Origin of the sequence: Halomonas sp. TD01, assembly GCF_923868895.1 — a bacterium.
GTDB lineage: Bacteria > Pseudomonadota > Gammaproteobacteria > Pseudomonadales > Halomonadaceae > Vreelandella.
In genome coordinates this window covers 1,076,319-1,100,352 of sequence record NZ_OV350343.1, presented here as the reverse complement: position 1 = coordinate 1,100,352, position 24,034 = coordinate 1,076,319, and the positions used below count along the sequence as shown (strand labels likewise).

General features: G+C 53.8%; 25 protein-coding genes. 13 read left to right on the top strand and 12 right to left on the bottom strand.

Translation table 11 applies throughout. The annotated features are described in order from the left end of the window. Position 1 precedes the first annotated feature (1 nt). The 10 genes from fliO to fliF form a co-directional block, all read right to left on the bottom strand. Positions 2–454, bottom strand: a complete 453-nt coding sequence (fliO, locus tag L1X57_RS05215; protein WP_009723990.1) for a flagellar biosynthetic protein FliO — start codon at positions 452–454, stop codon at positions 2–4. After that, positions 451–969: a flagellar motor switch protein FliN gene (gene fliN / locus L1X57_RS05210; protein WP_009723989.1), complete on the bottom strand. Its 519-nt coding sequence runs from the start codon at positions 967–969 to the stop codon at positions 451–453. Before fliN ends, fliO begins: the two co-directional genes overlap by 4 nt. Next, complete coding sequence (gene fliM, locus L1X57_RS05205) at positions 966–2,021, bottom strand: flagellar motor switch protein FliM (protein ID WP_009723988.1); 1,056 nt, start codon at positions 2,019–2,021, stop codon at positions 966–968. Before fliM ends, fliN begins: the two co-directional genes overlap by 4 nt. Positions 2,022–2,042: 21 nt before the next feature. Further along, complete coding sequence (gene fliL, locus L1X57_RS05200; RefSeq protein ID WP_009723987.1) at positions 2,043–2,519, bottom strand: flagellar basal body-associated protein FliL; 477 nt, start codon at positions 2,517–2,519, stop codon at positions 2,043–2,045. Between the two features lie 161 nt (positions 2,520–2,680). Then, positions 2,681–5,911, bottom strand: a complete 3,231-nt coding sequence (locus L1X57_RS05195) for a flagellar hook-length control protein FliK (RefSeq protein ID WP_234667959.1) — start codon at positions 5,909–5,911, stop codon at positions 2,681–2,683. A gap of 23 nt (positions 5,912–5,934) precedes the next feature. Beyond that, positions 5,935–6,387 (bottom strand): flagellar export protein FliJ, encoded by a 453-nt coding sequence (gene fliJ / locus L1X57_RS05190; protein ID WP_009723985.1) that lies wholly within the window; start codon positions 6,385–6,387, stop codon positions 5,935–5,937. A 2-nt stretch (positions 6,388–6,389) separates the two neighbouring features. Next, positions 6,390–7,778 (bottom strand): flagellar protein export ATPase FliI, encoded by a 1,389-nt coding sequence (gene fliI, locus L1X57_RS05185; RefSeq protein WP_009723984.1) that lies wholly within the window; start codon positions 7,776–7,778, stop codon positions 6,390–6,392. Between the two features lie 40 nt (positions 7,779–7,818). Next, entirely contained in the window at positions 7,819–8,586 is a 768-nt protein-coding gene (locus L1X57_RS05180; RefSeq protein ID WP_009723983.1) for a flagellar assembly protein FliH, read from the bottom strand. Beyond that, on the bottom strand, positions 8,579–9,586 hold the full coding sequence (fliG, locus tag L1X57_RS05175) for a flagellar motor switch protein FliG (RefSeq protein WP_009723982.1): 1,008 nt from the start codon (positions 9,584–9,586) through the stop codon (positions 8,579–8,581). Before fliG ends, L1X57_RS05180 begins: the two co-directional genes overlap by 8 nt. Next, on the bottom strand, positions 9,579–11,336 hold the full coding sequence (fliF, locus tag L1X57_RS05170; protein WP_009723981.1) for a flagellar basal-body MS-ring/collar protein FliF: 1,758 nt from the start codon (positions 11,334–11,336) through the stop codon (positions 9,579–9,581). The genes fliG and fliF overlap by 8 nt, the downstream gene beginning before the upstream one ends. Before the next feature lie 257 nt (positions 11,337–11,593). Between fliF and fliE the strand changes: the two genes are divergently transcribed. Next, positions 11,594–11,920, top strand: coding sequence for a flagellar hook-basal body complex protein FliE (fliE, locus tag L1X57_RS05165; RefSeq protein WP_009723980.1), 327 nt, complete (start codon positions 11,594–11,596; stop codon positions 11,918–11,920). 132 nt (positions 11,921–12,052) lie between these two features. Here the strand turns inward: fliE and L1X57_RS05160 are convergent, their stop codons facing one another. After that, positions 12,053–12,424 (bottom strand): flagellar protein FlaG, encoded by a 372-nt coding sequence (locus L1X57_RS05160; RefSeq protein ID WP_009723979.1) that lies wholly within the window; start codon positions 12,422–12,424, stop codon positions 12,053–12,055. Next, complete coding sequence (locus L1X57_RS05155) at positions 12,405–12,653, bottom strand: hypothetical protein (protein ID WP_009723978.1); 249 nt, start codon at positions 12,651–12,653, stop codon at positions 12,405–12,407. Before L1X57_RS05155 ends, L1X57_RS05160 begins: the two co-directional genes overlap by 20 nt. A gap of 94 nt (positions 12,654–12,747) precedes the next feature. Between L1X57_RS05155 and L1X57_RS05150 the strand changes: the two genes are divergently transcribed. The 12 genes from L1X57_RS05150 to L1X57_RS05095 all read left to right on the top strand — a co-directional run bounded on the left by L1X57_RS05150 (position 12,748) and on the right by L1X57_RS05095 (position 24,006). Then, positions 12,748–14,439, top strand: coding sequence for an HD domain-containing phosphohydrolase (locus L1X57_RS05150; RefSeq protein ID WP_009723977.1), 1,692 nt, complete (start codon positions 12,748–12,750; stop codon positions 14,437–14,439). Positions 14,440–14,635: 196 nt separating this feature from the next. Further along, the gene (fliS, locus tag L1X57_RS05145; RefSeq protein WP_009723976.1) at positions 14,636–15,052 is read left to right on the top strand and encodes a flagellar export chaperone FliS; all 417 of its coding nucleotides are present in this window, start codon (positions 14,636–14,638) and stop codon (positions 15,050–15,052) included. Positions 15,053–15,060: 8 nt separating this feature from the next. Beyond that, the gene (fliT, locus tag L1X57_RS05140) at positions 15,061–15,468 is read left to right on the top strand and encodes a flagellar protein FliT (protein WP_009723975.1); all 408 of its coding nucleotides are present in this window, start codon (positions 15,061–15,063) and stop codon (positions 15,466–15,468) included. Then, the gene (gene fliK / locus L1X57_RS05135; protein ID WP_009723974.1) at positions 15,465–16,694 is read left to right on the top strand and encodes a flagellar hook-length control protein FliK; all 1,230 of its coding nucleotides are present in this window, start codon (positions 15,465–15,467) and stop codon (positions 16,692–16,694) included. Before fliT ends, fliK begins: the two co-directional genes overlap by 4 nt. Next, entirely contained in the window at positions 16,678–16,971 is a 294-nt protein-coding gene (locus L1X57_RS05130; RefSeq protein ID WP_009723973.1) for an EscU/YscU/HrcU family type III secretion system export apparatus switch protein, read from the top strand. The genes fliK and L1X57_RS05130 overlap by 17 nt, the downstream gene beginning before the upstream one ends. A 104-nt stretch (positions 16,972–17,075) precedes the next feature. Then, entirely contained in the window at positions 17,076–17,408 is a 333-nt protein-coding gene (gene flhD / locus L1X57_RS05125; protein WP_009723972.1) for a flagellar transcriptional regulator FlhD, read from the top strand. After that, positions 17,405–17,929 carry a flagellar transcriptional regulator FlhC gene (flhC, locus tag L1X57_RS05120; protein WP_009723971.1) on the top strand — a complete coding sequence of 175 codons (525 nt, stop codon included), beginning with the start codon at positions 17,405–17,407 and terminating at the stop codon, positions 17,927–17,929. The genes flhD and flhC overlap by 4 nt, the downstream gene beginning before the upstream one ends. A gap of 228 nt (positions 17,930–18,157) precedes the next feature. Next, positions 18,158–19,027: a flagellar motor stator protein MotA gene (motA, locus tag L1X57_RS05115; RefSeq protein WP_009723970.1), complete on the top strand. Its 870-nt coding sequence runs from the start codon at positions 18,158–18,160 to the stop codon at positions 19,025–19,027. Then, positions 19,024–19,944: a flagellar motor protein MotB gene (gene motB / locus L1X57_RS05110; RefSeq protein WP_009723969.1), complete on the top strand. Its 921-nt coding sequence runs from the start codon at positions 19,024–19,026 to the stop codon at positions 19,942–19,944. Before motA ends, motB begins: the two co-directional genes overlap by 4 nt. A 43-nt stretch (positions 19,945–19,987) precedes the next feature. Continuing rightward, entirely contained in the window at positions 19,988–22,081 is a 2,094-nt protein-coding gene (cheA, locus tag L1X57_RS05105) for a chemotaxis protein CheA (protein WP_009723968.1), read from the top strand. Beyond that, on the top strand, positions 22,078–22,578 hold the full coding sequence (cheW, locus tag L1X57_RS05100; RefSeq protein ID WP_009723967.1) for a chemotaxis protein CheW: 501 nt from the start codon (positions 22,078–22,080) through the stop codon (positions 22,576–22,578). The genes cheA and cheW overlap by 4 nt, the downstream gene beginning before the upstream one ends. A 102-nt stretch (positions 22,579–22,680) precedes the next feature. After that, positions 22,681–24,006, top strand: a complete 1,326-nt coding sequence (locus L1X57_RS05095) for a methyl-accepting chemotaxis protein (RefSeq protein WP_009723966.1) — start codon at positions 22,681–22,683, stop codon at positions 24,004–24,006. Positions 24,007–24,034 lie beyond the last annotated feature (28 nt).

Here is a 24,034-nt window from a genome sequence, read left to right as displayed (position 1 = left end):
CTCATGGTGTGTGGTTTGAATCAGAGGCGGTAGGGGGCTGGTGATCGTGCTTGCCCCGGCTGGTGGCAATTGCCTGGGCTAAACGCTGAGGAAAACGCGAAGGAGCCTCGGGGGGCGACGAAGTGGGGCGATCCGTCGGCGCTGGACGCTCATGTAGTTTCGTTATCCGCCCATTGCTAACGCCGACGACCAGCCAGGTGTCCTCTATCTCAACCACGACAATACGCTCGCGATTGCCTACCGCGGTGTTGCCCACAATTTTTAAGTGGGCACCGTGTTGATGGCGTGCGGTTTGCCAGCGTTTCAGTACCGCTGTGCATAGCAGAATAATGGCAATGACCAGTGCTAGTGCTGCTGCTGTTTTGCCTAGTGCTGCCATGCCTATTAAGGCATCACCGCTGCCGCTTATGGCATCAAGTGACGTGCTTGATGAAGGAGAGGAAGCGACGCTCATCGGTTCAGTTTATGAATACGCTCAGAGGGGGTAATAATCTCTGTGATTCGAATGCCGTATTTATCATCCACCACGACCACTTCCCCCTGGGCGATTAAATAGCCATTGATCAAAATGTCCATGGGCTCGCCAGCGAGACCTTCCAACTCAATCACCGACCCCTGGGCAAGCTCAAGTAGTTGCTTGATGGTCAGCTTCGTACGGCCTAGCTCCACCGTTAGCTTGACCGGGATGTCCATGATCATTTCCAAGTCGCGAGACTCGGCATGGCCGCTTTCAGCACTTAAAGGGCGAAATACTTCATCACTCGCCGGTTTAGCAACAGGCGCTTCTGGTTCCGGCTCACTGCTGGAAGTATCTGCTTCTTCAGCGGCCTCTTGCTCGGCCATGGCCGCTGCCCATGGGTCTTCCTCGCCTGCGGCATCGGCACTTGAACTGGGTTCTTCTTGCTCAGACATGGCGTCCGCCCAATCATCATCAGAGACTTTTTGATCGGGTTTATTTGGATCAGTCATGCTTTGGGTTCCTTGGCTTTCTGTCGCGTTGAACCTTTAATAAAGTCCTTGGACGATAGGTTATTCATAGCGGCATGGTCGATCATACGCAGTACGCGTAGTGCGCGTTGCTGCTGTTGGCTCCCGTACTCGCACTCCATCACCGGGACACCGTCGACACGAGCGGTGATCGTGTTGGGAATATCCATGGGCAATACATCGCCCTTTTTAAGCCCCATTACGTGGGCGATGCGGCTGGGTATTTGGGCAAATTCAGCAACTAGCTCAACTTCTGATTGGCGAAGCTCGTTCGCCATGCGCCGTGACCATGTACCGTCGTGGTCATGGTTGCTGTCATTAATCGGATTGGCGAGCAAATCCCTAAGCGGTTCGATCATGGCGTAGGGCATGCAAATCTGGAAGTTGCTCGACAGGTTGCCCACTTCGATATTGAACTTGGTGTTCACCACAATCTCGTTGGGCGAGTTGGTGATGTTGGCAAACTTGGATTGCACTTCGGAGCGTAGAAAAAACACCTCTAACGGATAAACAACCTTCCACGCCTCTTGGTAGGCATCAATAGCCAAATTGAGCAGGCGTTGGATAATACGCTGCTCAGTATTAGTGAATTCACGGCCATCCGATTTCGTCACAAAACGACCGTCGCCACCAAACAAGTTATCCACCACCATAAATACCAGATTAGGTGGAAAGACCACGAGTGCCGACCCGCGCAGCGGCTTCATTGACACTAGATTCAAGTTAGTGGGTACCGGAACATTGCGCGAAAAGTCGCTAAAGCTCTGGTAACGCACCGATTCAACGGTGATATCGGCACTACGCCGTATCAAGTTGAATAGACCATTGCGGAAGTAGCGTGCAAAACGCTCATTAATAAAGTCTAACGCGTGTAAGCGCTCACGAATCACTCGATGTTGTGTCGAGGGATCGTAGGGGCGAACGCGCACTTCCTCTTGTGTGGACGATGACGGAGCAGCAGGCTCATCATCTCCACTGACGCCCTTTAGTAAGGCATCAATTTCTTCCTGGGACAGTAGATCGTCCTGCGACATGAACGGCTCCAGTTCCCGGGGTTATTGCACAATGAATTCGGTAAACAGCACTTCCCGTAAGTCTAGGGGAGGCTGGTTTTCGGTAAGAGGAACGTTCAAGCGGCTAATGATTGCTTGGGCCAGCTCTTCTTTACCCTCAGTGGACGTTAATTCATTGGCCTGTTTGCCTGATAATAAAATAAGCAAGCGGCTACGCACCTGGGGCATGTGTTCTTCAATAATCGCCTTACTTTGCTCGTTGCCAACCCGAAGCGTAATGCCGGTATAAAGCAAACGGGAGCCATAACGGTCATCTGCCAAATTGACAGTAAACGGGTCAATACGTGTGAAAACAGGTGGAACATGCTCAACTTTCTGCTGTGTTTCACCGTTTTCAGCATTTCCGCCGCGCTGATCCAGCACTAAATAAATAGCTGCCGCTGCACCCGCTGACGAAAGCAGTACCAACACAATCATTATCCAAAGCAGTTTTTTAGATCCGCCGCTTGCTTCTGCCATTTGCTGTTCCCATAAATTTCACCCGTAACACTAGCCAAGCATTATGCCTAACGCTGTTACAGGTGATGAAATGAACAAGCTCATTGGATGAGCCTATCTTTTGGTTTAGTTACGTGATGTCGTGAGCATCAGTGTTGTCATACTCAACGCTAATCTTGGAATTAAGCATAGAGATCTACACGACCATCTTGGCTACCGTGGTCATCCGCCTCGATAGGCGAAGGGACACTATCATCGTTACCTAGCTCACCGCCTCGGCTGCCGGCTGCTTTTCCTGGCGTTTGCTGGGCAAAGGCCTGTTCGTTGGGGTTCTGCTGCTCGCCTACGGAGGTTTCGCCTAATGAGATGCCCTGTTCAGCAAGTGCTTCACGCAGTTGAGGAATGGCTTGCTCGATGGCCTGACGAACTGGGGCGTGTGACGATAAAAAGTGTGCTTGTGTGCCCTGTTCGGTCACCTTAAGAGTGATCGATAATGGCCCTAGCTCGGCAGGGTGCAACTGCATTTTAACCTGATGCTCTCCGCCTCGCTGAGCAAACTGAATTAACTGTTGCCCTAACTGGGAAGGCCAAGCGGGACTGGTGAGCGGTGTGTTTAAGGTCGCTGTCGCTGGGCTGTTGGGCATTGCTTGGTTTTGAGAGGTCAGCGATGCAGGCAACACTTGCTCACTGCCTTTGCTCGCACTGCTGGTTGCGCTCGCCGTCTCTGCTTCGGCAAGTAAGCCAGCCATCATCGCGTCAGCGTTCATAGTCGGCGTTGACGCTAGTGCAGTATTGAGCGGAGACAGCGCATGCATACCTGGCTGCATGGTCGTAAACGGCTGGGCTGGGATGGTTTCTAGCGATGCCGGGAGTGCCGAGACATTAGCTGGTTTGGTGGCTGCTTCCGTCGGCAATGCGTTAACGCTTGACGGGGTTGGGCGCGAGGCGCCAGTGACGCCAACTGCTTGTGCTGTAGCTGCCAGAGCACTGGTTAGCGAGGAGCCAGCTGCAGATTGAGCCAGTTCAGCCGTGTTAGTGGGCAGTGCGGTGGCTGAACTATTGACAGGCAGCGGCGGCATTACTGACGCAGAAGCGCTGCTTGGCGTAGGTGTCGTTGCCGTCGTCGCCCGTGGTGCTTCAGCCGCTGCTCTTTCGCCGGTTTGTGCTACCTGCCCATCACGTTGAGCAACGCTAGCGGGGGTGTCTTGCAATGTGGCCGCTGGAGCATTAGCCGGTAACGGAGGTGTTACTGGCATAGAGCTAGTGCTGGGCGCCGGTGCAAGGCCTTGTGGCGTTCCACTGTTTGTTGTGGAAGACGCTGGTTGTGCGGTTGCTTGTGTCGTTGACCGTAGTGCTTCTGCAACGGCTTTTTCGTCGGTTTGGGCTACCTGCCCATCACGCGGAGTAGCGCTAGCGGGTGTATCTTGCAACGTGGCCGCTGGAGCATTAGCCGGTAACGGAGGTGTTACTGGTGCTGAACCAGTGCTGGGCGCCGGTGAAAGACCCTGTGCCGCTCCACTGCTTGCCGTGGAAGACGCTGGCTGTGCGGTTGCTTGTGTCGTTGACCGTAGTGCTTCTGCAACGGCTTTTTCGCCGGTTTGGGCTACCTGCCCATCACGCGGAGCAGCGCTAGCGGGGGGGGCTTGCAACGCAGCCGCTGGAGCATTAGCCGGTAACGGAGGTGTTACTGGCGCTGAACCAGTGCTGGGCGCCGGTGAAAGACCCTGTGCCGCTCCACTGTTTGTCGTGGAAGACGCTGGTTGCGCGGTTGCTTGTGTCGTTGGCCGTGGTGCTTCAGCAACGGCTCTTTCGCCGGTTTGGGCTACCTGCCCATCACGTGGAGTAGCGCTAGCGGGGGGGTCTTGCAACGCAGCCGCTGGAGCATTAGCAGGTAACGGAGGTGTTACTGGCGCTGAACCAGTGCTGGGCGCCGGTGAAAGACCCTGTGCCGCCCCACTGTTTGTCGTGGAAGACGCTGGCTGCGCGGTCGCTTGTGTCGTTGGCCGTGGTGCTTCTGCAACGGCTCTTTCGCCGGTTTGGGCAATCTGCACATCACGTGGAGTAGCGCTAGCGGGAGTGTTTTGCAACGCGGCCGCTGGAGCATTAGCCGGTAACGGAGGTGTTACTGGCGCCGAACCTGCGCTGGGCGCCGGTGAAAGACCCTGTGGCGACGCACTGGCTGGCGAGAGAGACGCTGGCTGTACAGTTGCTTGTGACGTTGGTTGTGGCGCTGTTAATTGTGTCGTTGTCCGTGGTGCTTCTGCAACGGCTCTTTCGCCGGTTTGGGCGATCTGCCCATCACGTGGAGCAGCGCCGCGGGCGGGAGTGCCTTGCAACGCGGCCGCTGGAGCATTAGCAGGGGACGACGACATCACTGATGCTGAGCCAGCGCTGGATGCAGGTGACATACCCTGTGGCGACGCACTGGCTGGCGCGAGAGACGCTGCCTGTGCAGTTGCTTGCGGCGCTATTGGTTGTGACGTTGCCCGCGGTGCTTCAGCAACGGCTCTTTCGCCGGTTAGCGCTACCTGCACATCACGCGGGGCAGCGCTAGCGGGGGTGTCTTGCGACGTAGCGGCCGTGCCATTAGCAGGCAGCGGCGCTACGGATGAGGCACCGCTATTGGTGGCCACTGTAGAAGATGTTTGCAGCGTCGCAGGCTGGTTGGAGGCCAGTGTTTGAGTATGACCTTGACCTTGTGTCCGTGCGAGGGGGGTAGGCTCAGCGGCTAACGCGCGATCAGACAACGCTGCGGGCATCGCGAGTGTTGTGCGATCAAGGAAAGAGGCGGCGGAAGGTGAAGCGTTGGCAGGCTTAGGGCTATCCGATGATGCTTGAGCCGTAGCCGTAGCCGTAGCCGTAGCCGTAGCTAAGCTTGACGCTGCGCTGTGAGAAGACTGTGCACTGGAACCCGCATGGTTGGTTGCGGTTGGTGGCGTAGAATATGACGCGATGAGGGCTAAGCGCGAGGCGACTTCTTCGATAGTAATCCGCGTGGTTGTCTCAGCGCCTTCGCTGGCAAGCGATGGGGAGACGTGTTCTGGTGTCCTCGCTTGTTCTCGCGCAGCAGATGCCGTTTCTAGCGTTTGGGCAGGCGCAACGGTATCGACACCAGAAGAGAAGGTATCGCCAGCCTGCCCCTGAGCGCTTACAGAGGCCACTATGGTTGAAAGTGTTTTCTCATCCAGCTCACTATCGAGTGATGCTAATTGTTCAACGATATCGCTCAGTGGAACGGTAGGCGTGTTTTCCGCTTGGGCATTAGTGAGCAGCGTGCGTGCCTGAAGGCTTGCAGCCTGTGTAAACGCCTGAAGGAACATGCCTTGCGCCGCACGCGGAGAGCCTGGGGCTGAGGAGTTGGATGACGAATTAGCCCCCTGGCCCTGCATTGATAGCAATAGCTCAATAGTCATAGATACAGCTCCTCGGCGCGGCGCTAATGCGCCTGATCATTCGGCTTACGGGCTAAACGGTTGGTCACAAAGTCATCACTTGATTTCTGCTCATGACGTTCTTGACGGCGATGCTCTTCTGATAGGCGTCGTGATGTCAGCGTATCGTAGGAGGAGAGCTTGCGCTGTTCTTGCTGCCAGTGCTGTTGGCTTTGCTGGACACGTTTTTGCTGGGCCACAAGCGCTTGCCGTGCTCGGCTGAGTGCGGCATCCAATGACGCCAGGAATTGCTGATAATTGTACATAGTGGCAGGGTCGATGCCGTTGCGCATCGCCTGCTGTAAACGCTCGGCGTATTCAGCGCGATAACGGTTAAGCGATTGAAGCTGTGCTTCTGTTTGTTGCTGCGTTTGCCGCTCTTCAGCCAGTAATTTCCCGGCTTTATCACGAGCATCACGGGCTAAGCCTGTCAGCATGTCGAGCTGTGAATGACTCATCGCTAACCTCCCACTACCGCGTGCAGAGCTTGGCGTGATGCTTCCAGCGGTGCACACTCATCAATGTTTTGCTGAAGAAATCGTTCCAATGACGGAAAGCGGTTCACCGCCTCGTCCAGTCTTGGGTCGTGCCCTGGGCTGTAAGCCCCTACGCTGATCAAGTCACGATTGCGCTGATAGCGTGAAAAAAGTTGTTTAAAGATGCGAGCTTCTTGAAGCTGTTCAGGGGAGCTAATGGCGGTCATCGCACGGCTGATCGAGGCTTCAATATCAATCGCCGGATAGTGCCCAGCTTCCGCCAGCGTTCGAGAGAGCACGATATGGCCATCAAGAATTGCCCTAGCGGAATCGGCAATAGGGTCTTGCTGATCATCACCTTCGGTCAGCACTGTATAAAAAGCGGTGATCGAACCGCCACCGCGCTCAGCATTTCCGGCTCGCTCGACAAGCCCGGGTAACTTAGCGAACACCGAAGGCGGATAGCCCTTGGTGGCAGGCGGCTCGCCAATAGCGAGCGCAATCTCGCGCTGTGCCATGGCGTAGCGGGTCAGTGAATCCATAATCAGCAGAACGTTTCGCCCCGCATCTCGAAATCCTTCGGCCAGCCGCGTTGCGTAAGCGGCCCCTTGTAAGCGCTGGAGCGGTGAGGTATCCGCGGGCGCCGCCACGACCACCGCACGTCGGCGGCCTTCAGGCCCCAAAATGTTGTCAATGAAATCCTGTACTTCTCGACCACGCTCGCCGATGAGTCCGACCACGATGACATCCGCCTGTGTATAGCGGGCCATCATGCCCAGCAGTACAGACTTACCCACCCCTGAGCCAGCAAAGAGCCCCATACGCTGGCCACGGCCAACGCTTAGTAACGCATTGATAGCACGAATGCCGACGTCAATTTGTGCATCGATAGGTGCGCGGGAAAGCGGGTTAAGTGGCGTCGCCTTAAGGGTTGCCCGAGGCGTATCCTCAAAATTTTCACGGTCGTCCAATGGGTTGCCGTTGCCGTCGAGCACTCGCCCCAGCAAGTCATCGCCAATCGGAAAACGTCGAGCGCTGTGACCACTGCCATCACTAAGCGGAGACACTCTGGCCCCCGGCATAAGGCCAGAAATCTCTTCTAGCGGCATAAGAAACAGCTTGTCGCCAGAAAAGCCGACGACCTCTGCTTCTGCATGTTTATCGCTATCGTTCAATCGACCATCTGCGCCAGGTAACTCAATGCGACAAGCACTTCCCACCGCCACGCGCAACCCTACTACCTCAATGACCATGCCGGTGGCACGTATCACTCGGCCACTGGTGCGGTAGTGAGGTAACTGACTAACGCGCTGCGTTGTTCGGTGCAGTGCTTTGCGCCAGCGGTAGAGGTGGGGGCAAGTCGCCTCGCTCATTGCATTACCTGTGTCATCAACGTTTGCGTCAACCCTTGTATTAACTAGAGGATGGGGAATCACTGTTGTGATGGCGTTTGCGTAACTGGGCAACCACAGACTGCCAGCGGCTTTCAAACGTAGCGTCCAGCTCACCTTGGGCACTGGTGATTCGGCACCCACCACGAGCGAGTAGATCATCTGGCTGAAGCGACCAACTGGCTGCTTGAAGCTCGCTACCGAGATGCTCTTTCACTAGCGCATGATCTTGCGGGTTAAGCCAAAGACGTTGCTGGCCTACGAGCGGTGGTTCGGTGTGGAGCAGTTCACGAACGATCTCAAGAATTTGCTCAGGGCTCTCTTGCAGCGCGTCTGCGGCTAATTGTTTGCCGGTTGCCAGGGCAAGCTCGGCGAGGTCGTGTGCCACCGTCTCATCAATACGCTCTAGCGCATCAGAAAACTGCTTTGCGAGTGACCGAAGGGGCGCCACGGTTTTGTGTATGTGTTGTTCAAGCTCTGTCTCTGCTTGGGCTCGCCCTTCGCTAAGGCCTTGTTCAAGACCTTCTTGATGACCTCGCGCTAAGCCATCTTGATAACCCACTTCCTCTGCTTCCTGACGAATGCGTTCGTAAAGCGCCTGGCGTTCCTGCTCTTCACGTTGGCGTGCCTGCTCGGCTGCTTTCTTCGCCGCCTCTACTTTGCGCTGCTGGGCGGAAGGCGCTGGCATGCCACCTTGTTGTGCGCTTGCCGGCTGCTCGGCCAGCTCATCCATCTGCCAGCGACGCCAACTGCCGTGGCGGTCAAATTCAGGCGTTTTGGTGTTAGACATACTCATCGTCCCCGCCCGCTAAGACGATCTCACCGGAATCAGCCAATCGGCGCACTACCTGCAGAATAGCTTTCTGTTCGGTTTCTACCTGTGAAACGCGGATAGGGCCTCGGGCTTCCATATCCTCGCGAACAAGATCCGCAGCCCGCTGCGACATATTGCGCAGGAACTTGTCGACCAACGCTTCCTGGGCACCCTTGAGGGCCACCACCAAGGAGTTGGTTTCGACTTCTTGAAGCACCATCTGAATCGCACGATTGTCGAGGTCGAGAAGGTTCTCGAACAGGAACATTTCGTCGATAATTTTTTGAGCCAAATCTTCGCTGTGGGAGCGAACTGTTTCGATGGCCACTTCTTCCTGAGAGGAGTTCATCAGGTTGAGAATCTCGGCCGCCGTTCTCACGCCACCCATCTTGCTGCGCTTGAGGTTTTGACCATCCAGCATGCTGGTTAAAACTTCTGTCAGTTCTTGCAGCGCGGCAGGCTGAACGCCGCTGAAGGTCGCAATCCGCAATACCACATCGTTACGCAGCTTCTCTTCAAACAGCTCAAGAATATCGGCCGCCTGGTGCCGATCCAGATGAACCAGAATAGTGGCGATAATCTGCGGATGTTCGTCGCGGATCAGCTCAGACACCATGGAGGCTTCCATGAGATTCAGCGCATCAATGCCCGAGTTTCCGCCCGTGGTCTCGAGAATATCTTCGATGAGGCTGGTGGCACGTTCGCTACCCAATGCTTTGGTGAGTACCGAACGAATATGCTCACTGGAGTTGAGGTTTAACGCCACAAACTCTTCGGTTTCTTTATGGAAGGCTTCGAGCACTGCTTTCATGTCTTCGTGTGAGACTTGATGCAAGCGGGCCATTTCCATACTGATGTCTTGTACTTCGCTGGCGCTGAGGAACTTGAAAACCTCCGCCGCGCTATCTTCGTCCAGCGCAAGCAAGAGAATGGCGCTTTTGCGTGCGCCGGTCATCTCGGCAATCGGGCTACTCATGAGTGTTCATCCAGCTGCGGATAATCATTGCGACCATGCGGGGGTCTTCCTGGGCCATTTCACGCAGGTCGTTAAGATTGTGTTCGTACAGCGAGGTTTTGCGTCGCCGTTTGGGCTTGCTGCTGTAGGTATCTTCGCCCTCACCAGATTCAGACGCCTCGCCCTCTTGCTCGTCCTCTTCGCCCCCAACGCTGGCGCTAAACGTAGTGCCAGGCATGGCGGCAGCCATAACGGGCGGCTGGGTATAGCGCTTGATTAGTGGCCGTAGGATCAGCAGATAGAGCAACAGGATTGCCAGGGCGACAAGCAGATAGCGGCCCAGGGTTGAGGCGATGGACAGTGTTTCCGGCTGTTGCCACCAAACGACATCAGACGCGCTGTCATCGACACTGGCGAAAGGCGTGTTGACGACTTCCACCTGATCACCACGCGCTTGCGAAAAGCCCATTGCCTGTTGAACCAAACGTTCAAGCTGGGCAACTTCTTCTGGGCTGAGAGCAACTTGCTCTACTTCGCCCTCGTCATTAACAACCTGACGGAAATTGACGACGACCGCGGCTGACAGACGTTCTACCTGGCCAAGGCGGTGCTGAATGTGTTCAATGCTGCGGTCAACTTCATAGTTCACGACATCTTCTTGACGCAGGTTTTGTAAAGCGTTTTCAGGCACCTCAGCGCCTTCTTCATCAGCATCGGGCTGATTAATGAGCGCTGGCGCTACACCTGGAGGGGTGTTGCTGAGTGCACCAGGGATGCCAGTTGCTAGCGGATCTTCACCATCGAAAGACAGGCTAAGCTGGCGGCTACGGACCGCAGACTCATTGGGGGCCTGGTTGGGCGCATAGCGCTCGGAGGTCTGCTCGCGGCGAGAAAAGTCGATCTGTGCCGCTACCTGGGCTCGTACGTTGTCATTCCCAAGAATGGGGGACAAGATGTTTTCGATACGGCGCTGATAGGAGCGTTCGACTTCTGCGATGTAAGCAAGCTGAGAGCCATCCAGGTCGTTTCCTTGTGACGCTGTAGACGAAAGCAGGCGGCCATTCTGGTCCACAATGGTAACGTCTTCTGGTGCCAGCTCAGGAACACTGCTAGATACCATATGAACGATGGCGCTGACTTGGCCCTCACCTAGAACGCGTCCAGGTAACAGTGTCAGTACAACCGAAGCCTTGGCTGGCTCGCGGTCACGAATAAAGACCGAAGGCTTGGCCATCGAAAGGTGTACGCGAACCTTATCAACGGGCCCCAGTGATTCAATGGAGCGAGACAGCTCACCTTCAAGGCCTCGTTGAAAGTTAACTTGTTCAGCAAACTGGCTGATACCAAAGGCTTGATTCTCCATCAGCTCAAAGCCCAAGTTGCCGCCACGGGGGAGCCCTTGCTCAGCAAGTTGTAGCCTTAGCGTATGCACCTGATCGCTTGGGATTAACAGCGCCTGGCCGCCCTCGCTAAACTGATAGGGAACGCCGCGGCTGTCCAGCTCCGCAATAATGCGACCGCCATCGGCTTCATTCAGGTTGCTATACAGAACCCGATACTCTGGGCTGCTGGCCCACATGAAAAGCGCGGCAATAATCGCAATAGAAGCCGCAGCAGCGACCAACAGCACAACCAACGGGTTGCCGCGCAGCTGTTTTAACGTGCGCTCAACCGTTGAGGGGCTTTTGGTGTCATTTTCTGCCGTTCCGCTGCGGGGTGCATGTTGTGTCGTACTATTCTGACGGCCTGCCGTAGCACCAGTTTCGCTCATGCGTGCCTCCACGAGGGCAGGCAAAACTGATGACGGCTCAGGCGCATCACCAAAGAAGGCATAGGCTAATATCCGTCAATCGCGGTTATCCGCTAAAAAGATGAAGCGGAATTGTGATGGACGCCATTATCCTGGGGCAGGTCGAGCATAAATGAACGAACAGGTTGGCTTTTAAGGCGTATTTGTACGTATGAGTGTTCTGCTACCAGTGGTAGGCTTTTGTTATTACTTCACCTTCCTTCGGATGAGGCGTGCTTATGAGTTCACCTGCCATACAATCAGCGCTGCAGCAAATGCAAGGTTTAGCCACTCAGGCAGCCCAGCCTATTAAGGGTGAACATATTGCCACCGCGGTGGGGCAGGGCAGTTTTGGCAGCGAGCTGCAGGCGTCTATTCAACGTATCAATCGGTTACAGCAGGCCGCTAACACGAAGGCGACGGCTTTTCAGGCAGGCGAGCCGAATGTTGAGTTGAGTGACGTGATGGTTGATATGCAGAAAGCGAGCGTTGCTTTTCAGATGGGGCTACAGGTTCGTAATCGTTTGGTAACGGCCTATCGCGACGTGATGAATATGCAGGTTTAGATAGCGCCTGTTCGTTGGCGTCGAAAAAAGCCGATGACAAGTGTTAATGAAAAAGACGAGTAGTGTAATCGGCTGGTGACATAGGGAAGAGAGATCACTGGCTGTGGCGGAGTAATCTCTCCTATCGCTAGGTCAGGCTTCTAGAGAAATAATTCGCCCTTGTAATTCTTCCAGTCGCTCTGCGACGAGCAGCACCTCTTCGGCCGGTATTTGGCGAATAACATCACCGGTTTCGCGGTCGATGACTTTCGTGATAACGCGCCCAGATTGTTCACTCAGTGCAAACTCTAACCCTCGTGGCCGAAATGTTTCGTTTATCCGCTGAATAGGCTCCGCAAGTGATTCTTTGCTCACGCTGCGAGGCTCAGCTTGCTCCCCGCCAACGCCTGGAATACCCGGTGTCTGCTTCGACGATGTTTGTTGATTGGCTGTTGGTTGGAAATTAGCTGGTTGATATGGAGTTGTTGCTATTGAGACTAGCTCATCAATTAACAGTGGGCCCATAGGGATAATCCTTTAAAGGAAAGCCACGTGGCGGGGTGGCAAAAGGTGGCAAGGCCGTCGGATCGTAGCTATAGGCCTCTTTATTACTATCGGCAGGCGCGCTACGAACTTTATTTTTTGCATAGCGCAGGCTTTGGTTGCAGACCATCCTGGCTGCCATTGCTGGTTTATCGTTGTTGCTTATTGACGATAAATAAATGAAATAGGTCGTTAGATCTTTAATGGGCATACGGCAGCCTAGAGGGTTCTGATATGCTCTGTCGCCTTTTGGTGGGTGCGCAATAACGTGGCGTCATAACAACGTGGTAGTGAGCGAGACGAGAATGTCAGTCCAACAAGATGAATATGAAAGTGTTACCAGCCCAACGGCAGTAAGCTCTCTTTTAAATACCATGATCGAAGGGGGAGGCGTGTCGCTTTGTTTGGCTTCCGCGGAAGCACGTCCAGAGCCTATCGTGTTAATGGAGCAGTACGCTGGCAAAACGTTAGTGATGGACTTATCTTCGGTCGATCATCTGTTAAGTCGTTTACAGCAGGGTGAGTCATTTTTCCTGCGCGGCCAGTCCCAGGGCAAAGTGGTGCGCACGCCGCTACTATCGTTAACCGAAGCCCGCCATGTTGGGGGGCGTTTTTTATGCTGTAGCGACTATCCCGCTACCCTGGAAGTGCTCCAGCGCCGTGAATCGTTTCGCGCTGAACTGCGTTTAGGTATGGTTGTGGCCGCCTCTATATGTGGCGAAAGCGGTGAAGGAGTTCACGGGGAGCTGCGCGACCTTTCCCAAGATGGCTGCCAAATAGAGCTGCCGCTGACCGCCAGTGGCGTGTTAGCTGAAGCCGACCTGTCGCTAACGCTTGCTTTTACGTTTCCAGATGGCACCTATTTTGAAGTGCAGGCAGTGCCACGCCATCAAAAAACCGATCCTGAGCGACATTTATTGCGCGTAGGCTTTCGTTTTGCGAATTGCACTTCCGAGCAAGAGCGGCAAATTTGGTATTTTGTCTGCGAAATAGAGCGCGAAGCCGCTCGCTATAAAAAAGAAGCGCAAGATGATCGTCAGCCATCGCCGCTATTTGAACAACCTGGCAAGCGCACGACAGGAAATGAGCATGTCGGGCGGCGTGATATTCGACGATATGCAACGCCAATGGCGCGGCGCTTGGTGAAAATAGCGGCTTACCTGGATGCTCAACTGCTGCTGTTGCAACAAGGCAGCGATATCGATTCTCGCCAGCTATCACGTAATGCAGACCGTCTTTTGTTGCTCCATGAGGAAGACCGTGAGGCGCTGTTGTTTGCTACGCGCTGCCTGTCGCCTGAGCCGCTTTTAGTTCGCCATGGAATTGCAGTGGCCGTGCATTTGCTCGATCTGGTCGGCGCAAATATGCCCGGTGACGTACGCAAAGCGATCGTTGCGAGTGGTTTAGTGCACGATCTTGGTAAAGCGCTCGTTCCGCAAATACTGTTCAAGGCGCCACAGTTCGAAGCCACCCACCGTCAAGCCATGAGTGAGCATGTGTCGTTGCTGTTAGATCGCCTTCAGCACTGCCAGTGGCTTTCTGCTGCCGTTGCCCAGGCGGTAATTGGCGGGATTAATGAACGGCTGGATGGTAGCGGCTATCCTGAAGGTCTAACCGGCAGTGATATTAACGAACTGGCGAAAGCGAGTGCTGTGGTCGATGTGGTAGAAGCAATGCGGCGCGATCGAGCAGACCGACCTGCCAAAACAGCTCAGCAAATTTATCGTCATTTGCTGAGTCACCCTCACCAATTTGATCCTCGTTGGACCAAGCGCTATATCGAGCATTTCAAACCACTGCCGGTGGGGTCGCTGGTGCATTTTTCCAGTGAACAGATGGCTTGGATTGTTCGCCTTGATGAGCAGGGCGCACCGGCTGAAGTGACGCTGACTCGTCAGGCGGAGTCGCCCATGCGCGAGACCTTGGGCAATACGCTGCGCGGGGACGTTCTGGAAAGATTGGGTAAGCCAACGCGTGAAGTGGCGGTGTCGACGTAGCTGTTGACCGCTTGGCAAAGAGGGCGAAACTTTCTGAGCGAAAAGTAAGGTAAACATTAAAGTCTATTGGTCAGACGCCGATAACATTTATAGCCGAGTAAATAAGCTCGATTTTGAACGTTAAATAGCTAGCGAGAAACAGCGTGAGCCGTTGATTGTGTGGCTGTTGTTCACATTAATAAAGGAGAGCCCGCTTATGACATACTCTCGCGGTGGCGCCGCTTATGGCCGAGGTGCCAAGGCCTACGCCCGCGTTGGCGTGGAAAGCGGCGTTATGTCAGCTGATCCCCATCAGCTCATCGTAATGCTGTTTGATGGTGCTCAAGCGTCCATCCGTGCGGCGCGTATTCATATGCAGGCAGGCCACACGGCTGAAAAAGGAAAGTCGATTTCCAAGGCGTTGGACATTATCAATAACGGCCTGACGGCCTCGCTGGATCAAGAGAAGGGTGGTGATATTGCTGAGCGCCTTGCTTCTCTCTATGACTACATTTCCCGCTTATTGTTAGCCGCTAACCTTCGAAACGATGAAGACAGCCTCAACCAAGCAGAACGTTTGCTTGAAGATATCGCCTCTGCATGGCGTGAAATCGGTCAACAGCAAAGTGCGTGAGGCAAAGCATGTCGGCTTCTGAAACTGCTCGTGAAAACGCCCAGCAAGCGCTCATTGATGCGTATGCCAAGCTACTCACCTGTGTGACACAAATGCACGAGCTCGCGAATGCGGAGCAGTGGGCAGAGCTTATAGAGCAGCGTACCCACTACGTGATGTCGGTTGAAGCGCTGCGTAAGCGCGATAGCGAGACCGTGCTTGATGATGATGCCCGGAAGCGAAAGGCAGAGTTGCTGGAGAGCATTCTCGAGCATGATGTTGAAATTCGCCGTCGTTTGGTGGCTAGGCGGGATGAGCTAGGCAAGTTGATAGGTGTTTCTCAACGCCAGCGAAGTCTGCATCGTGCTTATGCACCTCAGCAAGGTGAAACTGCGCTCTTCGATTCCGATAGCGGCCAGGAGAAGGGGCTAACGTGAGTGGCATTACGCCACTGATCGATACGCTCATGCACCAAGTGCTTGGGCGCAAGGGCGGCGAGTTGTCCCAGCGTCCGCTTAATGCGCCCGTGCAGCCGATACCTCCGGGTGAGGGGCCGCGCGCGCTGCAAGGGGATTCAAGCCTGGATGGGCGCCCTCTCTCATCGCCACTCGATGATCTTCGGCGTCTTTCCTCCTCGCTTGATGGGCAACGGCTGCCCGCTAAGGGAGACACAGCCAACGCACCGCCAGGCTCGACACAAACTCACCTTAGCCCAGCTGCCCGTACCATCGCCGATGTATTGCTGCGTTTTCCCGCACCGCCCGCGATGATACGCCCTCAAGCGCCATTGATGGGGGGGCAGGAAATAGCCTCTGCCCCGGCGCTGGCGAATCGGTTAGAAAGCAGCATCCGTGATAGCGGTCTGTTTTACGAATCTCATTTAAAGCGATGGTTTCAAGGAGAGTCTTCACGGCAACAATTGCTACGAGAACCGCAGATGCAGCCAGGCCCACGACCTATACTGCCTGCCAGTGTTGCCACGTTTGTAATGCCTCCTTTTGCGGCAAGTGCCACATTGGGTGCGAGTAATACAAACGTTGCCATACTGCCGAACTCGCTGCTGTTACCGGTTGCAAGTGATCAAGCTGGCTTGATGCGATCTGCCGTACCTATGCCAATGGATAGCAGGCTGCCAGTGGGCGTGCAGCGTGACAGTGTGCCTGCCACTGTTTCGGTGAGCGCTTCTGCTAGTATTGATATGGCAAGTGCGCGGATAATAGAAGATAGTTCGCTAGTGCGTGCTGGCCGTGAGATTGTGCATGAAAGTTTGCAGAGCCTAGTACGTCAGCAACTTGATATGCTTGTGATGCCGACTATCCGCTGGGAAGGTGATGTTTGGGCCGGTATTTTCATGGCATTAGTCATTCATATGCCAACCCGGGAGGATGAGCGAGAAAGCACCGAGCAAGAGGCAGGCGGTGATGATGGCTGGCAGTCAGATATGCAGCTCGACGTGCCTAATCTGGGGGCGTTTAGTGCGTCGCTCAGGCTTTACCAGTCGGTGTTAAGCATCGATCTGACAACGGATACTGCTTCGACGTACCAGTCCCTGCAGCAGGGGCTTGAGCGTTTAGAAAATCGCCTGCAGGCGTTAGATTTTCGCAGTGTTCAGGTGAAAGCGCACTACGCCACTTTGGAGAGCCATGATGGCGACCTCGGGTGAGCATCGACGTCAAGCCGTCGCACTAGCCTATCAAGATAAAGATCAAGCGCCGCGGGTAATCGCTAAAGGTTACGGTGAGTTGGCGGAACGGATTATGGCAGAGGCTCAGCGCCAAGGAATTTATGTGCACGATGCACCTGAGCTTGTGGCACTGCTGATGCAGTTAGATCTCGATGCCGAGATCCCCGCAAGTTTATATCAGGTGGTTGCGGAGCTTCTTGTATGGGTATTTGAGTTATCTGAAGAAGGGTTAACTCCTCGTCAAGAGCGTCGGTAGCCAATACAAACGTTGTATGCAACCATGTGCCGAGTAAGGAAAAAACCATTTAAGGCGTCAGTATAAAGTCATAATGAAACGCCCATGTCGTTCGATGGAACACTATGAGTCAAACAAGCTTTCTCGATGAAATTCAAGAAATTAACTTAGCGTATTTACTTCTTGCGCAGCGTCTATTGGTCGAAGACCGTGAGGCGGCGATGTTTCGCTTAAAAGTAGACAGCGAGCTTGCCGACCTGCTGGTGTCTCTAAATGCCCGGCAACTGACAAAATTGGCACGCAATAACCAGCTGATATGCAGGCTTAGCCAAACGAGCGTCCACCAGCTGCGCAAAATTACCCAGAATCCTCGGGATCAAGGGCTTTCAGGGTTGCATGCCTCATTGTTGTCAGCCTGCGAAGAATTTGAGGTGTTACCAGTAGGAGAATCAGAGTGAGCCAGAAGAGCTTGGTTGATGAAATGCACCAAGTACAACTGGCCATAGAGCTAATTGAATTAGGTGCACGTTTACAAGTTTTAGAGACAGAGACAGACCTAAGTCGCACACGTTTGATTAAGTTGTACAAGGAAGTGCGTGGGATGTCGCCACCTAAGGGCATGCTGCCCTTTTCAGCGGACTGGTTCGTAACGTGGCTGCCAAACGTGCATTCGTCGCTGTTTTATAACATTTATAACAGCGTACAAAAAAATACCTGCTGCGAGCGTATTGACGCCTTTGTTAAAGCTTACCGTCTGTATGAAGAGCAGATAAATCTTGAAAGCGTTGAGCCGGTGCTGGGGCTTACTCGTGCGTGGACACTGGTACGGTTTTTTGAAAGTGATCTACTGCAGCTCAATACGTGTACACGTTGTGAAGGACACTTTGTCGCCCATGCACACAGCCCAGCCCATGATTATGTTTGCGGTATTTGCCAGCCACCCTCGCGAGCCGGGAAAACACGTAAAGCGCGGTGTTGAAAGATAAACCATTCTCACGCTCGCAGTGGGTAAGCATATAACCAATAAAATGCGCCTTTAACGCATAGATAGCACCAAAAGGGGTTGGTACTTTTTCATTAAAATTGCCTACGCCTGCGTATGCTATGGCTAAGAAACGCGTGGAGCGGGACTTTTCTGTGTCTTCTTTTTGAAACACGGGAATAGCGTTCCCTTGATATAAAAACTGATATCGCAAGGACACTGCTTGTGCTGATTCCTCTGGGTTATTTGGTCGTACTGCTATCTGTCTTTGGCGGTTATGTGATGGCAGGCGGTAGCTTGGGCCCCCTGTATCAACCCCTGGAGCTGCTGATTATTGGCGGTGCAGGCGTTGGCGCTTTCATTGCCGCAAACAACGGCAAAGCGATTAAAGCCACGTTTAAAATACTTCCCAGGCTCAAACGAACCAAAAAATATAATAAAGCCTTATACATGGAGTTAATGGCGTTGCAATACAAGATTCTCTCTAAAGTACGCCGTGAGGGAATGTTGGGAATTGAGCGCGACATTGACAACCCTCAGGAAAGCCCGCTGTTCCAAGAGCACCCCTCGGTGCTTGCAGACCCCCATATTATGGATTTTCTAACCGATTATCTTCGGCTGATGGTGAGCGGTGGCATGGAGCCAATGGAAATCGATGAGTTAATGCTTCACGAAATCGAAGTATTTGAGCAAGAAGCTCATATTCCCATTGATGCGATTGCCAAAGTAGGTGATGCAATGCCTGCGTTCGGTATCGTAGCGGCGGTAATGGGGGTTATTAAAGCGCTGACTTACGCGGACGCCAGCCCTGAACAAATGGGACAAATGATTGCGATGGCGTTAGTGGGTACCTTTCTGGGTATTTTGATGGGCTATGGATTTATTAGCCCCATCGCAAGCTATGCCGAACGGCAAGCCAAAGAAGCCGAGAAAATGTTGCAATGCATCCGTGTCACGCTGCTAGCTAGCCTGCATGGTTATGCTCCCCAGCTAGCCGTTGAATTTGGTCGTAAAGCATTACATAGCACCGAGCGTCCAAGCTTCACAGAACTTGAAGAGTATGTTCGCGACGCCAAAAAGGGCGGTAATGCATGAGTAAGGGGGGCGATAAGCGTCCGATTGTTATTCGGCGCAAAAAAGTGGTGCATGCCCACCATGGCGGTGCGTGGAAGATTGCCCTTGCCGACTTCATGACGGCCCTGATGGCGCTGTTTCTAGTGATGTGGATTTTAAGTGTTTCTGACGATGAAACCCGGCGCAGTGTTGCGGAGTACTTCAGCACGCCGTTGATAACGGCAATGACCAGTGGTGACCGATCTGGAAGCACCCAGGTGATTCCAGGTGGTGGCCCAGATCCTACCCACAGTGATGGCGAACGTGCCCGGATTGATGTGCTTCAATATAGCCGCCCCAGCGCTCAGGAGCGGCGTTTCTTTAACGATTTGCAAGAGCGCATTGAGCGAGCCATCGAGCAAGACCCAGAGCTGCGCCAACTGCGCAGTCAAATGCGCTTTGATTTAACCCGCGAAGGGCTGCGTATTCAGCTGCTCGATACGGAACAGCGTCCCATGTTTGAGTTAGGCCGCGATCAAGTAGCCCCCTACATGCGCAACCTGTTACGTACGATAGCACCACTACTCAACGAATTGCCCAATGACTTAAGCATCAGCGGCCATACCGATAGCGTGCCCTATGCAGGCGGTTATCGAGGCTACAGTAACTGGGAACTTTCCAACGACCGAGCAAGTGCCTCTCGGCGTGAATTAGTGGCTGGCGGGCTTGATCCAGATCAACTGCTACGCGTATCGGGCTTTGCCGATCGTGTCAGGTTGCCTGACACTGCGCCGACAGACCCGGTTAATCGCCGCATTGAGCTCGTCGTCTTATTGCCAGAAATCGCTGAGACGATTCGTAACCCAGGCGTTATGGGGCTTGATAACCCATTGCCCGATGAAGATGCGCCTGTAGAGGCGTTGCCACAAAGCACGCCACAGAGCGATGAAAACGAATGAGCAGGGCTTATCACAACACTAAGACGTTTATGTGGAGCGGTGCATGGATATAGCGGATTTTTTTGACACCTTTTTTGAAGAGGCTGAAGAGCTGCTGGCCGATATGGAGCAGCATCTGCTGGAACTGGATGTCGATGATCCGGATAGCGAGCAGTTAAACGCTATCTTCCGTGCCGCCCACTCAATAAAAGGCGGCGCAGGTACCTTCGGCTTTAGTGTGTTGCAGAAAACCACGCACATCTTTGAAAATCTGTTAGATCACGCACGCAAAGGTGAGTTGACGCTGCGTGCTGACCTCGTTGATACCTTTTTAGAGGCAAAAGACATCATGCATGAGCAACTCGATGCCTATCGCAACGAGGAAGAGCCCAACCAAGAAGCTTACGAGCGAATTTGCCATACACTCCAGCAGATCGCGCTAGAAGAAATTGGTCAGACGCTGGATGCGCCCGCTGTCCCTGCACCAACTGTTGAAAAAAAAGCGTCAGTCAGCGCTGAGGCTGCTGATTCCTCCTCGCTGAGCGAGCGACAACTGCTGGTTGCGCTAGTTAACGTTAGCGAAAAAGATCGCACGCTGCTGGTTGAAGAGCTGGAGCAACTGGGCGATGTCCAGTCCCACTCGGGTGATGAAAAACGTTACGAAGTAACGCTGACAGGTGACGTTAGTGCTGACGATATTGAAGCGGTGATGTGCTTCATTATTGAGCCTGAGCAGATCGAAATTAGCGTGGTCGAGGTTGTAAAAGACGAAATCACTAGCCCTGAGTTAGACGCGCCAGCGCTGGCAAAAGACGTGCCCGCAGACGTTGTTGAGTCTCCGGTGCCAGCGGCGGCTAAATCTGCTGACAAAGCACCTTCGCCAGAAAAGCCAGCGAAATCCGCCCCTAAAAAAGCGGCCGCTGAGTCAGCCTCGATCCGTGTGTCGGTAGATAAAGTCGACCAAATCATCAATTTGGTTGGCGAGCTGATTATTACTCAGTCGATGCTGGACCAAACGGTCAGTGACCTCGGAGATCAATCCGTTGGCAACAGTTCGCTACAAAACGGCATGAGCCTGCTGCAGCGTAACGCACGAGATCTTCAAGAAGCGGTGATGTCAATCCGCATGATTCCGATGGAATTTGTGTTTAGCCGATTCCCCCGCGTTGTGCGCGATACCGCCGGTAAATTGGGCAAAGAAATCGAGCTCATTACCGAAGGTAAGTCCACCGAGTTGGATAAAAGCCTGGTTGAGCGCATTACCGACCCGCTAACGCACCTAGTACGTAACAGCTTGGATCACGGCATCGAAATGCCGGATGAGCGCGAAGCGGTAGGTAAACCCCGCGTTGGCAAGTTGGTGTTATCGGCACGCCATCAGGGCGGCAACATTCTGATTGAAGTGCGTGATGACGGCGCGGGCATGGATCGTGACCGGCTGTTGGCCAAGGCGCGTGAAAACGGCCTGAACGTTTCAGACAACATGTCTGACGAAGATGTCTTCCAACTGATTTTTGCGCCGGGCTTCTCCACGGCAAAGGAAGTTACGGACGTTTCCGGCCGCGGTGTCGGCATGGATGTTGTAAAGCGAAATATTCAAGGCATGGGTGGCCGGGTTGAAATTCAATCTAAGAAAGGTGAAGGGACCAACACGCGCATTGTGTTGCCGCTGACACTTGCCATTCTCGACGGTATGTCGATCAAAGTGGGCGGCGAAACCTTTATTTTGCCGCTTTCCACGGTACTTGAGTCGTTGCAGCCAGCCAAAGGCGATATGTATGCCATGGCGGGAGATGATGTGGTGCTTAAGGTGCGTGATGAGTACCTTCCGGTCATCGCGATCCATGAAGTACTGGATGTGGAAAATGCCATTACCGACCCGACCAAAAGCATTGCCGTGATTGTTCAGGGTGAGGGGCGTCGTTATGCCATGTTGGTTGATGAGTTGATTGGCCAGCAGCAGGTGGTTGTAAAAAACTTAGAAGATAATTATCGCAAAGTGCCGGGCGTTTCGGCGGCCACTATCCTTGGTGATGGTAGCGTCGCGCTAATTTTAGACATTACAGGTTTACACCGGTTAAGCCGCGCCAAGAAAGAAGCCGGAAAACAGGTGAATTATCCACATCTCTCTTATTACCAGGAGGCCGAGCCGTCATGAGCCAGGCAAACAATGGAGCGGTTTTGTCCGCCGCAGAAGCCGATAATCGCGAATTTTTGGTGTTCTCTTTGGGAGAAGAAGAGTATGCCATTGATATCCTTAAGGTTCAGGAAATACGCGGCTATGAAAACGTCACGCGTATTGCCAATGCCCCTGACTTTATTAAAGGGGTGACCAATCTGCGCGGCGTCATTGTGCCTATTGTCGATCTGCGCATTAAGTTCCACTTGGACAGCGTGGAGTATGGTGGCCAGACCGTTGTCATCGTGGTCAACGTCGCCGACCGCGTGGTTGGTATTGTTGTGGACGGCGTTTCCGATGTCATGACATTAACTCCCGAGCAAATAAAGCCAGCGCCTGAATTTGGTGTCACGCTCTCCTCCGATTTCTTGAGCGGATTAGGCAGCCTTGAAGACCGCATGCTGGTGTTAGTTGATATCGATAAGCTGCTGACCAGCGAAGAAATGGCTTTAGTCGATAGCACCAGCACCCGCTAATCCCTTTGTGACTGGGCACAGGGAGAGTGCCTTCTTAAGCCAAAAAAACAGCCCTCTCTGGTGCTACGGATAGCATCGGCCACTACGGTTGTATTTGGAGTAATGCGTGTGACACCGCTACTGCGTCAAATGATGAGCAATATGACCGTGCGTCTTAGTTGGGGGCTGGTATTAGCCACTTTTTCGATCTTGGTCGTGGTGGCCTGCGGTATAGGTCTTTATGCGCTCCACCACGGTGCTGCTATTGTGCAGGCGTCGAGTGATTTGCAGGCGCAGCAAGCGGCGTTCAGTGAGTTTGCTACACGCATTCGCTGGGTGCTGATTGGCGTGGTCATCATGACCGGCGTAACGGTCGCGGTGGTGGTGTGGGGTGTGACCGTTAATGTGCTGCGTCCCCTGGATCGTCTGGTCGGTTACTTTGAGAAAATGGCCCAAGGCGACCTAAGCCAGCAAATTACATCGCCTGGTAATAATGAAATTGGCAGGCTGTACACAGCGATGGCGCACATGCAGTCTTCACTGTCTGAAACCGTTGGCGTGGTACGCCAAAGCGGCGCGTCAATTTTTGAGCGCTCTCAGCATATTGCCAGTGGCAATAACGACCTCTCCTCACGTACCGAGCAGCAGGCCTCTTCTCTAGAAGAGACGGCCTCGAGCATGGAGCAGTTAGCCTCTACCGTTGGGCACAACGCAGACAATGCACTACAAGCCAGTCAGCTCGCCAATGAGGTAACGCTAACCGCCAGACGCAGCGGCGAAGAAGTTGCCAATATTGTTGAAACCATGCAGGACATTAGCGCGAGTTCCCACCAAGTTGCCGACATTATTACGGTGATCGATAACATTGCTTTTCAAACCAATATTCTCGCCTTAAACGCGTCGGTAGAAGCCGCCCGTGCTGGCGAGCATGGCAAAGGGTTTGCCGTGGTAGCGCAGGAAGTTCGCAGTCTCGCTAGCCGCAGTGCTAATGCTGCCAAAGAAATTCGCACGCTGATCGATGCATCGCTTGGCAAAGTGGACGCGGGCACCCAGCGGGTGAATCATGCGGGAAAAACCATGCAGGATCTTGTCGCCGCTGTGCAGCGGGTCAACGATATTATGGATGAGATTGCGGCCGCCTCTGAAGAGCAAAGCAACGGTATCGGGCAAGTTAATCAAGCAGTTGCCCAAATGGATCAGGTTGTTCAACAAAATGCCCAACTGGTTCAACAAGCAGCACGCAGCGCCAATGAATTAGAAAGCGAAGCGGCGCGCCTTAGAGAAGCGGTTGAGCGTTTCCATGTGACGCCTGCACTGGCAGAGGGGAAGCAGGAATCTGGTTATGCCATGCGGCCCCGCGCTCTTCAGCAAGTACCTGCCGCCCAAACTCCAGCGGCCAAAAAAATACCCGCTCGTAACACGACAGTCGATGAGTGGGAAGCGTTTTAAGTCTTGCGGTTTAGGCTCATGACTTCCT

Bases quoted from the DNA above. Each gene is read 5' to 3' on its own strand.
- motB (WP_009723969.1), top strand. From the start codon at position 19,024: ATGAGTAAGGGGGGCGATAAGCGTCCGATTGTTATTCGGCGCAAAAAA.
- fliE (WP_009723980.1), top strand. From the start codon at position 11,594: ATGAGTTCACCTGCCATACAATCAGCGCTGCAGCAAATGCAAGGTTTA.
- cheW (WP_009723967.1), top strand. From the start codon at position 22,078: ATGAGCCAGGCAAACAATGGAGCGGTTTTGTCCGCCGCAGAAGCCGAT.
- fliS (WP_009723976.1), top strand. From the start codon at position 14,636: ATGACATACTCTCGCGGTGGCGCCGCTTATGGCCGAGGTGCCAAGGCC.
- fliJ (WP_009723985.1), bottom strand. From the start codon at position 6,387: ATGAGTCATTCACAGCTCGACATGCTGACAGGCTTAGCCCGTGATGCT.
- fliM (WP_009723988.1), bottom strand. From the start codon at position 2,021: ATGTCGCAGGACGATCTACTGTCCCAGGAAGAAATTGATGCCTTACTA.
- L1X57_RS05195 (WP_234667959.1), bottom strand. From the start codon at position 5,911: ATGACTATTGAGCTATTGCTATCAATGCAGGGCCAGGGGGCTAATTCG.
- fliG (WP_009723982.1), bottom strand. From the start codon at position 9,586: ATGAGTAGCCCGATTGCCGAGATGACCGGCGCACGCAAAAGCGCCATT.
- flhD (WP_009723972.1), top strand. From the start codon at position 17,076: ATGAGTCAAACAAGCTTTCTCGATGAAATTCAAGAAATTAACTTAGCG.
- fliI (WP_009723984.1), bottom strand. From the start codon at position 7,778: ATGAGCGAGGCGACTTGCCCCCACCTCTACCGCTGGCGCAAAGCACTG.
- L1X57_RS05150 (WP_009723977.1), top strand. From the start codon at position 12,748: ATGTCAGTCCAACAAGATGAATATGAAAGTGTTACCAGCCCAACGGCA.
- L1X57_RS05180 (WP_009723983.1), bottom strand. From the start codon at position 8,586: ATGTCTAACACCAAAACGCCTGAATTTGACCGCCACGGCAGTTGGCGT.
- cheA (WP_009723968.1), top strand. From the start codon at position 19,988: ATGGATATAGCGGATTTTTTTGACACCTTTTTTGAAGAGGCTGAAGAG.
- fliO (WP_009723990.1), bottom strand. From the start codon at position 454: ATGAGCGTCGCTTCCTCTCCTTCATCAAGCACGTCACTTGATGCCATA.
- fliN (WP_009723989.1), bottom strand. From the start codon at position 969: ATGACTGATCCAAATAAACCCGATCAAAAAGTCTCTGATGATGATTGG.
- L1X57_RS05095 (WP_009723966.1), top strand. From the start codon at position 22,681: ATGCGTGTGACACCGCTACTGCGTCAAATGATGAGCAATATGACCGTG.
- L1X57_RS05130 (WP_009723973.1), top strand. From the start codon at position 16,678: ATGGCGACCTCGGGTGAGCATCGACGTCAAGCCGTCGCACTAGCCTAT.
- fliL (WP_009723987.1), bottom strand. From the start codon at position 2,519: ATGGCAGAAGCAAGCGGCGGATCTAAAAAACTGCTTTGGATAATGATT.
- L1X57_RS05160 (WP_009723979.1), bottom strand. From the start codon at position 12,424: ATGGGCCCACTGTTAATTGATGAGCTAGTCTCAATAGCAACAACTCCA.
- fliF (WP_009723981.1), bottom strand. From the start codon at position 11,336: ATGAGCGAAACTGGTGCTACGGCAGGCCGTCAGAATAGTACGACACAA.
- L1X57_RS05155 (WP_009723978.1), bottom strand. From the start codon at position 12,653: ATGCCCATTAAAGATCTAACGACCTATTTCATTTATTTATCGTCAATA.
- fliT (WP_009723975.1), top strand. From the start codon at position 15,061: ATGTCGGCTTCTGAAACTGCTCGTGAAAACGCCCAGCAAGCGCTCATT.